Source organism: Ectothiorhodospira lacustris, from assembly GCF_022227845.1.
Lineage (GTDB): Bacteria > Pseudomonadota > Gammaproteobacteria > Ectothiorhodospirales > Ectothiorhodospiraceae > Ectothiorhodospira > Ectothiorhodospira lacustris.
Map to the genome: position 1 here is coordinate 13,516 of NZ_JAJNQN010000017.1, position 16,076 is coordinate 29,591.

General features: G+C 66.3%; 14 protein-coding genes and 1 riboswitch. Of the genes, 9 read left to right on the plus strand and 5 right to left on the minus strand.

All coding sequences use genetic code 11. From position 1 onward, the window contains the following. Positions 1-2 precede the first annotated feature (2 nt). From ribBA to LQ956_RS12145, 6 genes are read left to right on the plus strand one after another with little or no spacing between them, the layout of a single operon-like run. Positions 3-1,118, plus strand: a complete 1,116-nt coding sequence (gene ribBA / locus LQ956_RS12120) for a bifunctional 3,4-dihydroxy-2-butanone-4-phosphate synthase/GTP cyclohydrolase II (protein ID WP_238621855.1) — start codon at positions 3-5, stop codon at positions 1,116-1,118. An 18-nt stretch (positions 1,119-1,136) separates the two neighbouring features. After that, the gene (gene ribH / locus LQ956_RS12125; protein ID WP_238621854.1) at positions 1,137-1,619 is read left to right on the plus strand and encodes a 6,7-dimethyl-8-ribityllumazine synthase; all 483 of its coding nucleotides are present in this window, start codon (positions 1,137-1,139) and stop codon (positions 1,617-1,619) included. Next, positions 1,616-2,059 carry a transcription antitermination factor NusB gene (nusB, locus tag LQ956_RS12130; RefSeq protein ID WP_238621853.1) on the plus strand — a complete coding sequence of 148 codons (444 nt, stop codon included), beginning with the start codon at positions 1,616-1,618 and terminating at the stop codon, positions 2,057-2,059. The genes ribH and nusB overlap by 4 nt, the downstream gene beginning before the upstream one ends. Positions 2,060-2,068: 9 nt before the next feature. Further along, positions 2,069-3,040, plus strand: a complete 972-nt coding sequence (thiL, locus tag LQ956_RS12135) for a thiamine-phosphate kinase (protein WP_238630076.1) — start codon at positions 2,069-2,071, stop codon at positions 3,038-3,040. Continuing rightward, positions 3,037-3,537 carry a phosphatidylglycerophosphatase A family protein gene (locus LQ956_RS12140; protein WP_238621851.1) on the plus strand — a complete coding sequence of 167 codons (501 nt, stop codon included), beginning with the start codon at positions 3,037-3,039 and terminating at the stop codon, positions 3,535-3,537. The genes thiL and LQ956_RS12140 overlap by 4 nt, the downstream gene beginning before the upstream one ends. Positions 3,538-3,572: 35 nt before the next feature. Continuing rightward, entirely contained in the window at positions 3,573-4,184 is a 612-nt protein-coding gene (locus LQ956_RS12145) for a retropepsin-like aspartic protease family protein (protein ID WP_238621850.1), read from the plus strand. A gap of 138 nt (positions 4,185-4,322) precedes the next feature. Here LQ956_RS12145 and LQ956_RS12150 read toward each other — a convergent pair whose 3' ends face one another. The 5 genes from LQ956_RS12150 to LQ956_RS12170 all read right to left on the minus strand — a co-directional run bounded on the left by LQ956_RS12150 (position 4,323) and on the right by LQ956_RS12170 (position 11,453). Continuing rightward, positions 4,323-7,412 carry an efflux RND transporter permease subunit gene (locus tag LQ956_RS12150; RefSeq protein WP_238621849.1) on the minus strand — a complete coding sequence of 1,030 codons (3,090 nt, stop codon included), beginning with the start codon at positions 7,410-7,412 and terminating at the stop codon, positions 4,323-4,325. Between the two features lie 3 nt (positions 7,413-7,415). Next, complete coding sequence (locus LQ956_RS12155) at positions 7,416-8,663, minus strand: efflux RND transporter periplasmic adaptor subunit (protein WP_238630077.1); 1,248 nt, start codon at positions 8,661-8,663, stop codon at positions 7,416-7,418. A 90-nt stretch (positions 8,664-8,753) separates the two neighbouring features. Beyond that, positions 8,754-9,557 (minus strand): ABC transporter ATP-binding protein, encoded by an 804-nt coding sequence (locus LQ956_RS12160; RefSeq protein WP_238630078.1) that lies wholly within the window; start codon positions 9,555-9,557, stop codon positions 8,754-8,756. Position 9,558: 1 nt separating this feature from the next. Next, on the minus strand, positions 9,559-10,527 hold the full coding sequence (locus LQ956_RS12165) for a FecCD family ABC transporter permease (protein WP_238621845.1): 969 nt from the start codon (positions 10,525-10,527) through the stop codon (positions 9,559-9,561). Beyond that, complete coding sequence (locus LQ956_RS12170) at positions 10,524-11,453, minus strand: cobalamin-binding protein (RefSeq protein WP_238630079.1); 930 nt, start codon at positions 11,451-11,453, stop codon at positions 10,524-10,526. Before LQ956_RS12170 ends, LQ956_RS12165 begins: the two co-directional genes overlap by 4 nt. A gap of 130 nt (positions 11,454-11,583) precedes the next feature. Continuing rightward, positions 11,584-11,844, plus strand: a riboswitch (cobalamin riboswitch). A 166-nt stretch (positions 11,845-12,010) separates the two neighbouring features. Here LQ956_RS12170 and LQ956_RS12175 point away from each other — a divergent pair. The 3 genes from LQ956_RS12175 to cbiB are packed head-to-tail and all read left to right on the plus strand — an operon-like array spanning position 12,011 to position 16,071. Beyond that, entirely contained in the window at positions 12,011-13,831 is a 1,821-nt protein-coding gene (locus LQ956_RS12175; RefSeq protein WP_238630080.1) for a TonB-dependent receptor domain-containing protein, read from the plus strand. A 24-nt stretch (positions 13,832-13,855) separates the two neighbouring features. Further along, positions 13,856-15,157, plus strand: a complete 1,302-nt coding sequence (locus LQ956_RS12180; RefSeq protein WP_238630081.1) for a cobyrinic acid a,c-diamide synthase CobB — start codon at positions 13,856-13,858, stop codon at positions 15,155-15,157. After that, entirely contained in the window at positions 15,151-16,071 is a 921-nt protein-coding gene (gene cbiB, locus LQ956_RS12185; protein ID WP_238622596.1) for an adenosylcobinamide-phosphate synthase CbiB, read from the plus strand. Before LQ956_RS12180 ends, cbiB begins: the two co-directional genes overlap by 7 nt. Positions 16,072-16,076: the final 5 nt, after the last annotated feature.

A 16,076-nucleotide genomic window follows, 5' to 3' on the forward strand; every position in this document is an offset into this window, starting at 1 on the left:
CTATGTCATTCAATACCACAGAAGAAATCATCGAAGACCTGCGTCAGGGTCGAATGGTGATCATCGTCGATGACGAGGACCGGGAGAACGAAGGGGATCTGCTCATGATCGCCTCCCTGACCCGGCCCGAAGACATCAATTTCATGGCTCGCTTCGGGCGCGGTCTCATCTGTCTGACCCTGACCAGGGAACGGTGTCGTCAGCTCAAGCTGCCCCTGATGGTGGGGGATACCAACGATAAGCATGCCACCAACTTCACCGTCTCCATCGAGGCGGCGGAAGGGGTGACCACCGGGATCTCCGCCTATGACCGCGCCCACACGGTGCGTACCGCGGTGGCGCCCAACGCCCGTCCCGAGGATCTGGTCCAGCCGGGCCATATCTTCCCCCTCATGGCCCAGTCGGGTGGGGTGCTGGTGCGGGCCGGGCATACCGAGGCCGGTTGCGACTATGCCCGCCTGGCGGGGTTCGAGCCGGCGGCGGTGATCGTCGAGATTCTTAACGAGGACGGTTCCATGGCCCGACGCCCGGACCTGGAGCGCTTTGCCGCCGAGCATGGTCTGAAGATGGGCACCATCGAGGACCTGATCCGCTACCGCATCGAGAACGAGCGCAGCGTGGAGCGGGTGGCGGAAAGTCCGTTTCCCACCGAGTTCGGTGAGTTTCGTCTCATCGCCTATGAGGATACGGTGGACAAGGCCCTGCACTTCGCCCTGGTCAAAGGTGAGGTGGACGGCGATACACCCACCCTGGTGCGTGTCCACTTGGGCGGTGGTTTGTGCGATACCCTGGCCTACCGGGGACCCAACTGCGGCTGGCCCCTGCGGGCGGCACTGGCCCGCATCGAGGCGGAAGGGTCCGGTGTGGCGGTGGTTATCCACAAGCCGGAAAGCCCCCGGGAAATGGTCCGTCGCCTGCGGGAGATGGCCCTGCGCAGCCGCCAGCCCAGCCAGCCGGCACAAGACGACCAGGAGCCGGCCGAACTGCGTACCCATGGGATCGGCGCGCAGATCCTCAAGGACCTGGGTATCCGTAAGATGCGTCTGCTGTCCTCCCCCAAACGCTTCCATGGGCTCGGTGGTTTCGGGCTCGAAGTGGTCGAATACGTCAACGATTGATTCAAGAGTGCTGCCGTCATGAATTCAGCTATCCAGACCCATGAAGGGACCTTCACCCACCTGTCCGACGTGCGCGTCGGCCTGGTACTGTCCCGCTTCAACTCCTTCATTGTCGAGCGCCTGCTGGAAGGGGCCGAGGATGCCCTGCTGCGTCACGGCGTGCAGGCCCAGAACCTGACTGTGGCGCGGGTGCCCGGTGCCTATGAACTGCCCCTGGCGGTCAAGGTGATGGCCGCTTCCGGCAAGTACGACGCCATCATCGCCCTGGGCTGCGTGATCCGCGGTTCCACCCCCCATTTCGACTATGTGGCGGGCGAGGCCACCAAGGGCCTGGCCCAGATCCAGTTGGAGTACAGTCTGCCCATTTCCTTCGGCGTACTGACCACGGACACCATCGAACAGGCCATCGAGCGGGCCGGCACCAAGGCCGGCAACAAGGGCGCCGATGCCGCCCTGGGCGCCCTTGAGATGGTCAGCCTGATCAGGTCACTCAGAGCATGAGCCAGCCCCGTTCCATGGATCACCGCCGCCTGACCCACGCCCGGCGCCATGCCCGACGTCTGGTCATGCAGGCCCTGTACCAGTGGCAGCTGACCGGCTACCACCCCAAGGACATCCTGGCCCAGTTCAAGGAAGACCCGGAGATGGAAAAGGCGGACTGGGAATATTTCCGCATGATCCTGCTGGGGGTGACCGAGCAGGTGAAGGCCATCGACGCCCTGGTGGAGCCCCATCTGGACCGCCCGATGGAACAGGTGGATCCGGTGGAGCGGGCCATCCTGAGATTGTCCACCTATGAACTGCAACATTGCCCCGATGTGCCCTACAAGGTGGCCATCAGCGAGGCGGTGGCCCTGGCCAAGAAGTTCGGTGCGGAACAGGGCCATCGTTTCATCAACGGGGTCATCGACAAGGTGGCGGCCCAGGTGGCGATCCGCTAGTTTTCGCCTGTGAAGGAATTCGACCTGATCCGCCGCTATTTCACCCAGGCCCCCAGGCACACGGATGTGGTACTGGGGGTGGGGGATGATGCGGCCCTGCTGCGGGTGCCGCCGGGGCATGAGTTGGCGGTATCGGTGGACACCCTGATCCGTGGGGTCCATTTTCCCCCGCAGACGCCCCCGGCCGCCGTGGGTCACAAGGCCCTGGCGGTGAACCTGAGCGATTTGGCCGCCATGGGCGCCACACCCCGCTGGATCACCCTGGCCCTGACCCTGCCGGAGCAGGAGCCGGACTGGCTCGAGGGCTTTGCCCGGGGCCTGTTGAACCTGGCCGGGCAGCATGGGGTGGAACTGGTGGGCGGGGATACCACCCGGGGACCTTTGTCCATCACGGTCCAGATCATGGGCGTGGTACCGGCAGGCGCCGCCCTGCGCCGTCGGGGTGCCCGCCCGGGAGATCGCATCATGGTCACGGGCACACCGGGGGATGCGGCGCTGGCGCTGCAACGGCTCCTGGCCGGTCAACCCCTCGATCCCGATGACCCGCTGCGCCGGCGCCTGGATCGGCCCACACCCCGAATGGCGGCCGGGTTGGCCCTGCGCGGTCTGGCCACGGCCTGCATCGACATCTCCGATGGACTCTGCCAGGACCTGGGCCATGTCCTGGCGGCCTCCGGGGTGGGGGCAACCCTGCGCACATCCGATTTGCCCCTGTCCGCTGCCTTTCTGGCCCACATGCCCGCGGAGCGGGTTGACTGGTCATTGCCTCTGGCAGGGGGGGATGACTACGAGCTCCTGTTCACGGTTCCCCAGCCGCAGGTGGCGCTGGTACACGAGCGTCTGGCGGGAACGGGCTGTCCGGTGGCGGAGATCGGCGTGATTGAGGCCGAGCTGGGGCTGCGCGTGCTGGACTCGGTGGGTGACCGGCTGGCGTTGGATCGGGGCGGCTATGATCATTTTCAGACCGCGGAGTCCTCATGAGCCAATCAAAACCAGCCCCCATCCCCGCGCGCCGGATTCTCACCGATCCGGTGCATTTTCTGGCCTTTGGCTTTGGCAGCGGTCTGTCACCCAAGGCCCCTGGAACGGCGGGCACGGCGGCCGCCATCCCCCTGTACCTGCTGTTATCGGGCCTGCCCTTGTGGGGCTATCTGCTGGCCACCCTGGTCGTGATCGGCGTCGGTGTCTGGCTCTGCGGCGAGAGTTCCCGGCGTCTGGGGGTGCATGATCATCCCGGTATTGTCTGGGACGAGTTCGCCGGCTTTTTGGTCACCATGATCGCCGCGCCGGCGGGCTGGATCTGGGTGTTGGTGGGTTTCGTACTGTTCCGGATCTTCGATGTGCTCAAGCCTTGGCCCATCGGCTGGCTGGACCGGCGGGTGGAAGGCGGCACCGGCATCATGGTGGATGACCTGCTGGCGGGGGTCTATGCTCTGGTGGTGCTGCAACTACTGGCCTTCACCTTCGCTACTCCATGAAAACGCACCATCTTCCCCGGCTGATCTTGCTTTTGGTGCCCCTGGCTGCCCCCGCTGCCGCCTTGGACATCCATCTGATGGGGGTCTTTTCCGATCGCGCCGTGATGGCCCTGGACGGACAACGGCAGGTGCTGCGGTTGGGTGAGACGTCCGAGGAGGGTGTGCGCCTGATCAGCACCGACAGTCGCGGCGGGACCGTACTCATTGAGCTGGAGGGGCGTCAGCGCCAGATCGGCATCGGCGGCCGTGCCGGAGGGGAATTCCAGCCCCGGGCCATCAGTCAGGCGCGGATCTATCGCGGTAGTTCGGGGGGCTTCACCACGCCTGGGGCCGTCAACGGCCATGCCGTCACCTTCCTGGTGGACACCGGTGCCTCAGCCATTGCCCTGAGTGCCGTGGAAGCCCGTCGCCTGGGGCTCGACTACGCCCGCGGCGCTCAGGTTCGGGTGCAGACGGCCTCGGGTACTGAATGGGCGCACCGCATTCACCTGGACCGGGTACGGGTGGGCGGGATAGAGCAGCGCAACGTTCCGGCCTTCGTGCTGCCGGGGGATCAGCCCGGCATGGCCCTGCTGGGCATGAGTTTTCTGGACCATGTGGACATGCGTAACGAAGGGGGCGCGCTGTTGCTGGAACAGCGGTTCTGAATAACGGAAAAGACGAAGCAGTCCGTGAAGTACCGTCATCCCCGCGAAAGCGGGAATCCAGTTGCGGACTGTGCCTCTCCCCTGGACTCCCGCTTTCGCGGGAGTGACGGAAGGGGACATGGGGGTGACGGGACTTGTTCAGCGGTTCACCCATCGCTCATGCACCGCCAGCAGGGCGGGGATCACCACCAGGACCAGCACCGTAGCCACCGCCAGGCCAAAGACGATGGACACCGCCATGGGGATCAGGAACTGGGCCTGCACCGAACGCTCGAACAATAGCGGCACCAGTCCCGCGATGGTGGTGAACGAGGTCAATAGCACCGCCCGCAGGCGCTGGCAGGAGGCCTCCACGATGGCCACGTCCTGGGCCAGGCCTTCCGCCCGCAGGGACTGATAGAAACTCACCAGGATGATGGAGTTATTCACCACGATCCCAGTCAGCCCGAACAGCCCGAACAGGGACAGGATGGTCATTTCCATACCCAGGAGCCAGTGCCCGGCCAGGGCCCCCAGCAGGCCGAAGGGGATGATGGCCATGACCACCAACGGCCAGCCGTAGGACCCGAACACCCAGGCCAGGGTGAGATAGATCAGGGCCAGGGCGAAGATCAGGCCCATGCGCATGTCTGCCAGGGTCTCCGCCTGGTCCGCGGCCCGGCCTTCGAAAGACCACGCCACCCCATGGCGCTCGGCCAGTGCGGGCAGCACGTCGGCCGCGAGCTGTTCACGGACCCGACCGGCATTGTTCAACGCCCGGTCCACTTCGGCGGACACGGAAATGGCCAATCGGCCATCGGCCCGGCGCAGGGTCTCGAACCCCTGGCGCGGCTGGAACTCGGCCACCGTGTCCAGAGGGGCGATGCCGCCGCCGGGCAGGATCACCGCGAAACGCTCCAGGGTGACGCTGCGGTGACGCTCGTCATCCGGCAGGATCACGCGCACTTCCACCTCTTCCAGTCCCTCCTGAAAGATCTGCGCCAGCGCCCCGTCGAAGCCATGACGCAACTGGCCGCCGAGGGATTCCGTGGTCAGGCCCAGGGCCAGTCCTTCGGGCCGAAGCCGGTAGATGAGCTGTTCCCGGCCATAGGGCATGTTGTCTTCCACCGCGAAGACACCGGGAAAATCATTGAGTGTCTCCGCCAGTTCCAGCCCGGCCGCCTTGAGTCGTTCCGGGTCCGCCCCGGTCAGACGGATGTCCACGTCCCGCCCCGGCGGGCCGGCCTGGCGCTCCGTGATGCTGAACAGTTCGATCCCTGCGGGTTGCTGGATGCGTGACTGCCACTCGCGGATGAACCGGGCATTGCGCACGTCCCGCTGGTCCGGGGAGACCAGCTCCACCAGGATGGCGCCGAACTGGTCCCCCCGGGGAGCCTGTACCGGGCCGCCCCCATCGACCCCCTTGCCCAGGGAGACCACCACGTTGCGGATCAGGTCGCCGCCAAGCTCGGATTCAGTCTCGTAGAGGGTGGATTCCATGTGGGTCAGAAAGCGTTCCACCCGCTGCGGTGGGGTGCCGGCCACGAAGTGGGCGGCGGCCGTAACCACGGTACCCTCGGGGGCGGGGAAGAAAGTGAAGCCGATACGGCCGCCCACCAGCAGCCCCATGGCCAGGATCAGGACCGCCACCGCACCGGTCAGGGTAATCCCGGCATGACCCACTGACCGGGTGACCAGCCGCCGGAAGGGCCCTTCCCGGAAGGCATCGAAGCGCCGGTCGAAGCGGTCGCGGAAGGAGCCGGGGCGGGGTGGCTTGACCTTTTCCAGGCTATTCTTGAGATGGAAGGGCAGCACCAGAAAGCTGATCACCAGGGTGGCCAGGATGACGCAGATCACCACCAGGGGGATATCGAAGAGGATGTTGCCGATGATACCGCCGATGAGCATCAGCGGCAGGAAGGCAGCCACGGTGGTGAGGGAGGCAGAGATCACCGGGGCGATCATGCGCTGGGCGCCCCGCTGTGCCGCCTGGGCCGCACTCATGCCCCGTTGATACTGGGTGTAGGCATGTTCACTCACTACGATGGCATTGTCGACAATGATGCCCAGAGACATGATGAAGCCGAACAGGGACATCATGTTGATGCTGCCGCCCAGGGCCCAGAGGGCCAGGAAGGCGGCGGTGAAGGAGACGGGGATGCTCAGGGCCACCCGCAGGGCCAGGCGGCCGTTGAGGAACAGGAACAGGATCGCCAGTACCAGGATCAGCCCGCCGGCCCCGTTTTTCAGCAGCAGGCCGATGCGCTCCACGAGGGGTTCGTAGAACTGGTCATAGACATGGATCTGTACCCCCGGCGATAGCTCCCCCTGCACCTCGTCCAGCCAGTCCAGCAGGATGCGGGAGGCATCCAGGGCATCATCCCGTTCCGCCCGTTGCAGGGACATCTCCACCGCCGGTTCCCCCTGGTAGCGCACCAGCACCTGGTTGTCGCGGGGGCGGCGCTCGATATGCGCCACGTCCCCCAGCAGGATCAGGCCGCCTTCCCCATCGCTGCGCAGGGGGAGGCGGGCAAAGGTCATTTCGTCCCGACCCTGTTCCAGGCTGCGTAGTTGCCGGGCGCTGTCGTCCCGGCCCACCATGCCGGCGGGCAGGTCGCGGGAGAGTTCGGCGATCCGTCCTCCCACCTGGCCCAGGGTCATGCCCAGATCGAGCAACCGGGCGGTGGGGATCTGGATGGCCATTTCTTCTTCCGGGAGGCCGGAGAAGTCGATGCGGGCGATGCCCCGATCCAGCAGCTGACGTTCGAATTCCCGTACCAGGGGGCGCAGTTCACGCAGGTCGCTGGGGCCGCTGATGAGTACCCGGGCGATGGGCTCGTAGCGGATGATGCGATTGACGATGGGGGTCTCGGCGGTTTCCGGCAGATTGCGCTGCTGGGCCACCACATCCTTGACCTGGTCCGTGGCCAGGGTCATGTCGGTGCCGGCCTGGAATTCCAGGGTGATGGAGGACACCCCCAGGGCCGAGGTAGAGGTAAGGGTGCGCAGGCCGTCCACGGTGCGCAGTTCCTGTTCCAGAGGGATGGTGATGCCGGTCTCTACGTCCTCCGCGCCGGCGCCGGTCCAGACCACTTGTACGGTGACGAAATCCAGGGCAAAACTGGGGAAGAATTGGGTATTGAGCTTGATCAGTGCCCACGAACCGGACAGCAGCATCAGTGCCACCAGCAGGTTGGCCGCCACCGGATGCCGCAGGAAGAAGGGGATCACACCACGGGAACGGGCCATGGATCAGTCTGCCTCCCCGCTGACCCGTAGGCCGTCAATGGCATTGGGCAGTCGGGTGGTGATGATCCGGTCGCCCGCCCGCAAGGCCTCGCCGGATACCAGGATGCGTTCGCGGCCGTCCTCGTCCACCCATTCGCCCAGCCGTCTCACCGCAAGGCCCTGCATGCGTCCGTCTTCCAGCCGATAGACTCGATCCAGGCCATACAGGGCCTCGAAGGGCAGGGCCACCACCTGCTCCCGGGGTGGCAGGGAGAGGCGCAGGCTGACAAAGCGTCCCAGGGGGACGTCCCGGGTATCCGAGATGATCCGGAACAACCCTTCCACGCCGGCACTGCCGGCCCCGGTCTCACCCGCCAGTCGGCTCAGTTCAAGCGCCAGGGTCAGGCCATCCACCCGGGCTTGGGCAGTGGGTGGTAATTCCATTTCGAGGGCCTGGCGCACCGCCGGCAGATGGGCGGCGGGGATGGGGACGCGCACCTCCAGGGCCTGGGTATCGAACAGGGTTACCAGGGCATCGCCCACCCGTACCCGGTCACCAGGGGCGACATCAACCCGGGCGACGCGACCATCAAAGGGGGCGCGGATGTGACCGCGTTCCAGGTCCAGCCCGGCCTGGGCCAGCTGGGCCTCGGCGCGGCGGATGCGTGCCCGCTGCTGTTCCCGGCGGGCTTCGTAATCATCCAGGGCCAGCTGCCGATTGGCCACGGCCAGGGCTTGTTGCTCCCGATTGCGCTGGGCCTCTTCCAGGGTGGCGGGGGAACCCAGGTTGCGATTGAGCAGGTCCTGGGCCCGGTTCACGCCGCGTTCCGCCAACTCCAGCAGGGTGCGCTCCCGGGTCAAGGCCTCCCGATCACGGGCATGGCTGCGTTCCAGGACCTGCAGTTGTGCCCGCAGATCATCCAGATCCGCCTGCCTTTGCTGTACCAGCAGCACCAGTTCCCGGTCATCCAGGATCACCAGGGTGTCACCGGCTACGACCCGGCGACCTTCTTCCGCCGACACCTGGGCCACATCCGCCTCCACCGCGGCGCGCAGGCCGGCGACCCGTGGGGAACCCACATGACCATAGAGATCGACCTGGGGTGACAGGGACCGGGGCGTCACCTCTTCAGCCGTGACCCGCCACACCCGCTCCGCCACCTGTCGGGGCGGCTCGGTGGGACGGGTGATCAGCAGCAGGACGAATCCGCCGATGCCGATGGCCAGCAAAATCAGGGGCAGGAAGCGCTTGATGCGGGGAGGCAGGGTCATGGGCGGGCGAAGGCTGAGGTGAACAGGCATTGTAGCCGGGTTGAGGGGGTAATTCAGTGTTTGCTTATTTTTTGGTTTTCAGGTCAGACGTCACCGGATACGGGGAAAGAACACCGGCACCCCTTCCACCTCGCCGGTGACCAGGGCCTGTCCGTAGAGGCGTTCCAGGGCGTTGGGTACCAGCATCTCCCGGGTGGTTCCCCAGCAGGCCTCGCCGCCGGGGTACATGAGCAGCAGGTGATCGCAGTAGCGGGCGGCCAGGTTGACGTCATGCAGGGTGAGGACGGCGCTGCGTCCTTGGGCCACGGCACGGCGGACGATGTCCAGTACCGCCACCTGATGGTGCAGGTCCAGATGGTTGGTGGGCTCGTCCAGCAGGAAGATGCGCGGGTCCTGGGTGAGGGCGGTGGCAATGGCCAGGCGCTGGCGCTCGCCGCCGGAGAGGGTGGCGATGAGACGGGTTTCCATCCCGGCCAGATCCACCTGTCGCAGGGCCTTGAGGGCGGCCTGATGGTCCTGGGCCGACTCCATCTCCCAGGGGCGCAGGTAAGGGTGTCTGCCGATCAGGGCCGTTTCCAGCACCGTCGCCGGAAAGCCGTCCTGATGGTCCTGGAACACGATGCCCAGCAGCCGGGCGATGCGACGGCGGGGGAGGCGTTGAAGGGATCGCCCCTCCAGGTCGATGCCGCCATGTCGGGGCGGTCGCAGACCGGCCAGGGTATGCAGCAGGGTGCTCTTGCCGGCCCCGTTGGGGCCGAGGATGCCCCAGCACTGACCGGACCGGATCTGCAGGTTCAAGGGGGCGCCGTCGGTGCGACCGGGGATATCCACCACCAGGTCCATGAGGGTCAGCAGGGGCGCGGGGGCTGGCTGAAGAAGTCGGGAGTCGCTCATCTCAACGGCTGCGGTAGAGCAGGTACAGGAACACCGGGACGCCCAGCATGGCGGTGATCACGCCCACCGGCAACTGCTGCGGTGCGATCAGGGTGCGGGCCAGGGTGTCCGCCAGGGTGAGCAGGATGCCGCCGGCCAGGGCCGAGGCCGGCAGGATCAGGCGCTGGTCATTGCCCAGCACCAGGCGCAACATGTGCGGCACGATCAGGCCCACGAAACCCACGCTGCCCGCCATGGTGACCGCCGTCGCCGTAACCAGGGCCGCCACCCCGTAGAGGGTCCATTCCAGGGGGCGCACGGCAACACCCAGGGCCGCCGCCTGCAGTGGTCCCCGGGCCAGCACGTTGAGACTGCGCCCCAGGGGCAGGGCCGCCAGCACGACGATCACCAGCACGATCCAGGCCGGCCAGGGGCTGTGGGCATGGGACAGATCCCCCATCAGCCAGTAGAGCATCCCCGGCAGCTCGGTGGTGGGGCTGACCGCCAGCAGAAAACTGATGACGGCGCCCCAGCCTGCTGCCACCACCACCCCCGTCAGCAGCAGGCGGGTGGGGGTCCAGCTTCCGGTGCCGTGGGCCAGGCCAAAGACGATGAGGGTGGACAGCAGGGCGCCGGCAAAGGCCGCCCCCGATACCATGATCATGCCCAGACCCGCCAGCATGGACAGCAACGCCCCCACCGCCGCGCCGCCGGACAGCCCCAGCACATAGGGGTCAGCCAGAGGGTTGCGCAGCAGTACCTGCATCAGCGCCCCGGCCACCGCCAGCAGACCGCCGGTGGCAAAGGCCGCCAGGGCGCGGGGCAGGCGCAGTTCCAGGATCAGGGTTCGATGCAGAGATTCGCCGCCACCGGTGAGCACGGCCAGGGTCTCGGCCGGCGTCAGGGGGACGCTGCCCAGGGCCACGGCGATGCCCAGGGACAGGCAGGCGGCCCCCAGCAGGCTCAGCAGCACGAGGGCCAATCGGTTCACTCAGACGCCTCCGGACGTCGGGAACGGGCAGTCTCCAGGGCCTCGCAGACCAGTCGGGTGCCTTCCAGGATGCGCGGTGTGGCCCGCTGCAGCAGGGACGGGGGGATGAAGAATAGGTTATCCCGGGCGGTGGCGGTCAGGGCCGGCCAGCGGCGCCACTCGTCGATCCAGTGCGGGCTGTCCTCGCCCATGCCGCCTGCCAGGATCGCTTCCGGGTCGGCGGCCAGCACCACTTCCCGGTCCAGCCGGGGGACCATGGCCTCCAGGTCACCGAACAGATTGTGGCCGCCGCAGATCTCGATGGCGCGGGAGATCAGGTGCTGATCGTTGAGGGTCATGAGGGGGCGGTCCCAGATTTGGTAGAACACCGTGACCTTGGGTCGGCTGCCATATCGGTCCTGAAGCATCTGCAGGGCCTGGCGAAAATCCGCCGCCGTCTCCTGTCCCTGTCGTGCCCGTCCGGCCAGGGTGCCCAGACGTTCCAGGGCCAGGGCCAGTTGCTCGAAATCCTGGGGGTCATTGTAATAGAGGGGGAGACCCAGTTGGGCCAGGCGTTCCACCTGGGTCTGGACATTGCCGCTGCTCCAGGCCACCACCAGGTCCGGTTGCAGGGCCAGGATGGATTCCATGTCCAGCTGCTTGTAGCTGCCGATCCTGGGGATGTCGGCGGCGGCTTCGGGATAGTCGCTGAAACTCACCGTGCCGACGATCCGGTCACCGGCGCCCACGGCAAACAGCAGTTCGGTGATGTGGGGTGCCAGGCTGATGATGCGCTCGGCCGGTGCTGCGAGCGAGACCACCTGCTGCCGGTCGTCGATGACCTGGACCGACGTGGGGGCAACCGGGCCGGCCGTGCCCGTGGTCAGCCAGGCGTTGAGCCATAAAATGCAGGATATTATGAATACATGGTGCTTTTTTGAGCGCATCGTCGCCTTTCTTGCGGGTTGCTGATGGTGGGTGATCGCGTCTCGAAGGGACGCATCATAGCAGTTGCCGGGAATGAATCCTGCCGGAAAAAACCCTGCCGGCGGTAGCCAATGGTCATCCTGTTGCGTATCATCCTGCCTCGCTTCAGGTGCCGGACGGGTGACAATCGTCCGGTGAAACGGGAAGCCGGTGCGATCATGGTCAGCAGGCCATGGACAATGCCGGCGCTGCCCCCGCAACGGTAGGCGAGGTGGGGGATCCATGGTGTTTCCAGGATCCCCGGCAAGGCGATACACCACTGCGCGCAAGCGTGGGAAGGTGCCCTGACCAGGTCGTACAGTACATGACCCGCCCGCGAGCCCGGAGACCGGCCTGATGCGCTTACGCGGCATTGCGGAGGGCTTTGCGCGGCTCGATCTTTTCGGGTTCCCCGGCTGGGGAGAAGTGCCGTCCGTGGTTGCGCGCCGGGGCGGGCCTCCTGCAGCCTCAGCTCTCCTGCATGCCGTCCTGATTCAAGACCGCATGGCGCACGGGCGGTGCGCCGGAGAGACCCCTCATGCACAAGAAGTCCCTGCTGTCGGCCGCGATCCTGCTGGCCCTTCCCCATGCCCTGTCTGCCCAGGAAATGATCGCACGGCTCGATCCCATCCTGGTGACCCCCACCCGCACGGCCCAGACCGTGGATCAGACCCTGGCGTCCGTGACCGTGATCGAGCGTGAAGAGATCGAGCGGTTGCAGCCGAAGGAGTTTGCGGACTTGCTGCGGGCGCGGGCCGGGATTGGCCTGAGCCAGAATGGACCGTTCGGCAAGACCACCAGTTTATTCATGCGCGGAACTAACTCCAGCCATACGCTGTTGCTTATTGATGGTGTGCGCATGGGTTCCGCCACCCTGGGCAGTGCCTCCTGGCAGTTCCTGCCGCCTGCCGAGATCGAGCGGGTGGAGATCGTCCGCGGCCCCAGGACCAGCCTCTATGGTTCCGATGCCATCGGTGGGGTGGTGCAGATCTTTACCCGCGACGGCGATGGTCCCGCCCGGGTACGGGCGCACATGGGGGGCGGTTCCTTCAACACCCGCGAATACGGACTCGGGGTCTCCGGCAGCCACGATCGGACCCGCTACAGCCTGTCCGGCAGTCACTTCAGCACCGATGGCATCGATGTCCAGAAGGGTGTGGGAGACTCGGGCCGCGACGGTTTTCACAACAGCAGCCTTTCCGGCCGTCTGTCCCATCAGGTCTCCGAGGCACTAGAGCTGTTCGGTTCCCTGCATCATGCCCGCGGCGAGACCGATTATGATTTCGGCGGCCCGGCTCGGGACTGGATCGACTTCGTGCATCACGCCTCCCGACTGGGCGTGCGTGGTCAGCTGCATGAGCGCTGGTTCAGTGAGCTGAGCATCGGCCACAGCCGGGACGAGAATGAAACCTTCCAGAACGCCGTGCCCTCCTCACAGATCGATACGGTGCGATACCTGGTGGCCTGGCAGAACGACATCCTGCTGGGCAATCATCTGTTGACGGCGGGTCTGGACTACCAGGATGACCAGGTCAAGAGCGCAACGGACTATGATGAGACCCGCCGGGATAACTGGGGCGTGTATGCCCAACTGCAGCTGGATCTGGGGCGTCATGCACTGACCGGCAGCCTGCGGCAGGATGACAACGAGTCCTTTGGCAGGGAAACCACCGGGCAGCTGGCCTGGGGTTACCGGATCATGGAGGCCTGGCAGGTGCGTGCCAGTGGCGGCACGGCCTTCAAGGCCCCCACATTCAATGATCTATACTGGCCCGGCGGCGGCAATCCTGATCTGGCCCCCGAATCTTCCGAAACCTTTGAGCTGGGTCTGCGCCATGCCGCGGGTGGTTTTCATGCCGATCTGGCCGTGTTCCAGTCAGATATCGACGATCTGATCGAATGGGCGCCGGTACCCGGGAGTTTCCTGTGGCAACCGCAGAACGTGGAGAAGGCACGTATTCGGGGTGTGGAGCTGGAGACGGGGATAGATCATGATGGCTGGTCAGCCAGCTTGTCCATGACCTGGCTGGATCATGAGAATCGTCGAACCGGCAACGAGTTGCGGCGGCGCCCCAACCAGATCGCGCGTCTGGATCTGGACCGGCAGTGGCAGGATTGGTCCCTTGGGACCACCCTGATTGCCGAGGGTCGGCGCTACAATGATGACTCCAACAGCCAGCGCATTGCCGGCCATGAGCTGATGCACCTGCGTGCCGCCTACCGGGTGAGTCCGGCGTGGACGGTCCGGGCGACCCTGAACAACGTGTTTGACCGTGATTATGTCACCGCCCGTCAGGGGGTGATCGATTACGAACAGCCCGGTCGTGCCTTTTATCTCACCCTGAACTACCAGCAATAACAGGCCTGTCCTCTCGCAACGACCATGAACACTCGCCACTGCCCAGCCCTCCTGATCACGGCCCCGTCGTCCGGACAGGGCAAGACCACGGTCACCGCCGCCCTGGCCCGGTACCACCGCAACCAGGGGCGCCGGGTGCGGGTGTTCAAGGGCGGGCCGGATTTCCTCGATCCGATGATTCACCGGCAGGCGTCCGGTCATCCGGTCCACTCCATCGACATGTGGATGACCGGCGAGGCCGACGCCCGCCAGCGTCTTTTTGAGGCGGCGGGGGAGGCGGACCTGATCCTGGTGGAAGGGGTGATGGGTCTGTTTGACGGTCGTCCTTCCACGGCGGATATCGCCCGGACCCTGGGGATTCCCGTGCTGGCCTCCATCAGCGGTGCCGCCATGGCCCAGACCTTCGGGGCCATCGCCCACGGGTTGTCCACCTTCCGGCCCGACGTGCCGTTTGCCGGGGTCTTTGCCAATCGGGTGAGCGGCGAGGGCCACTATCGGATGCTGCTGGAAGACCTGCCGCCGGGGCTGGTGTCCCTGGGCTATCTGCCCAAGGCGCCGGACGCGGCCCTGCCCAGCCGACATCTAGGGCTGGTCCAGGCCGAGGAAATCCAGGATCTGGATCAGCGCCTGGAGGCTGCCGCTGGCCGTCTGGTGTGGACGGCGGGCGGATTGCCGCCCCCGGTGTCCTTCGCGCCGGTGGACCGGAACCCGCCCCCCAGGCTGCTGGCGGGACGGCGCATCGCGGTGGCCCGAGATGCGGCCTTTGCCTTTATCTATCCGGCCAATCTGGAGGTGCTTGCCCAGCTGGGCGCAGAGCTGTGCTTTTTCTCGCCGGTGGCGGGGGAAAGGTTGCCCGAGGCCGACGGGGTCTATCTGCCCGGGGGCTATCCGGAACTGCATCTGTCCGCGCTGGCGGCCAATGAGCGGTTGAAACAGGATCTGCTTTCCCATGCCAGCGCCGGGCGGCCGATCCTGGCCGAGTGCGGGGGCATGTTGTATCTGCTGGAGCGATTGTCGGATGTGGCGGGGCAGGGGGCGGACATGGCCGGTCTGCTGCCGGGGGAGGCGCGGATGCAGGGCCGGCTGGCCGGGCTTGGGCCTCAGGAAGTGGTGTTGCCGGAAGGCACGTTGCGGGGACATACCTTCCACCATTCCGCCATGACGGCGGGGATCGAGCCCCTGACCCACGCCCGCAGTCCCAACGGGCGCGCCACGGCGGAGCCGGTGTATCGCCTCGGTCCCATCACGGCCAGCTATGTCCATCTGTATTTTCCCTCCAACCCGGTGGCGATCGGTCACCTGCTGGGCGGACACCGGCCATGTTGACCCTGACAGTGCTGCTGTCCGCGCTGCTGCTGGACCGGCTCCTGGGCGAGCCCTCCCGCTGGCACCCCCTGGTGGGTTTCGGTGCCCTGGTGGATGTCGCCGAGCGCCGTTTTCATCGGGATGACCGGCGCCGGGGCGTCTGGCTGGTGGCGGTGCTGGTGACCCCGTTCGTGCTGCTGGCCCTGCTGGTGTCCCTGCCGCCCTGGGGCTGGGTGGCCGAACTGGTCCTGCTCTATCTGGCCATCGGCTGGCGCAGCCTCGGCGAACACGGACGGGGGATCGCGGATGCCCTGACCCAGGGGCGTCTGGAACAGGCCCGCGAGCGGGTCGCCTTTCTGGTCAGCCGGGATACCCGAACCCTGGACGCGCAGGACATCAGCAAGGCCACACTGGAATCCGTACTGGAAAACGGCAACGACGCCCTCTTTGCCCCGGTGTTCTGGTTTTTGGTGGCCGGGGCACCCGGGGTGGTGGCCTACCGGCTGGTGAACACCCTGGATGCCATGTGGGGGTATCGCAATGACCGCTATGGCCGCTTTGGCTGGGCGGCGGCCCGGCTGGACGATGTGATGAACTGGGTCCCGGCACGCCTGACCGCCCTGGCCTACGCCCTGGCGGGGCGCACCCGGGCCGGCCTTGACTGCTGGCGACGGCAGGGACGGGTCTGGAAAAGCCCCAATGCCGGTCCGGTGATGGCCACCGGTGCCGGGGCGCTGGGTATACGGTTGGGCGGGGCGGCGGTCTACCACGGCCGGCTGGAACCGCGTCCGGAACTGGGTGCGGGGCAGGCGGCCCGGCCCGAGGACATTCGGCGGGCACTGGATCTCATCCGGCGGGGGATGTGGATCTGGCTGGCGTGCCTCATGTTACTGATACTGACCGGCCATCTTCTCCCCATCACGGGCTTTTCGTAATGAAT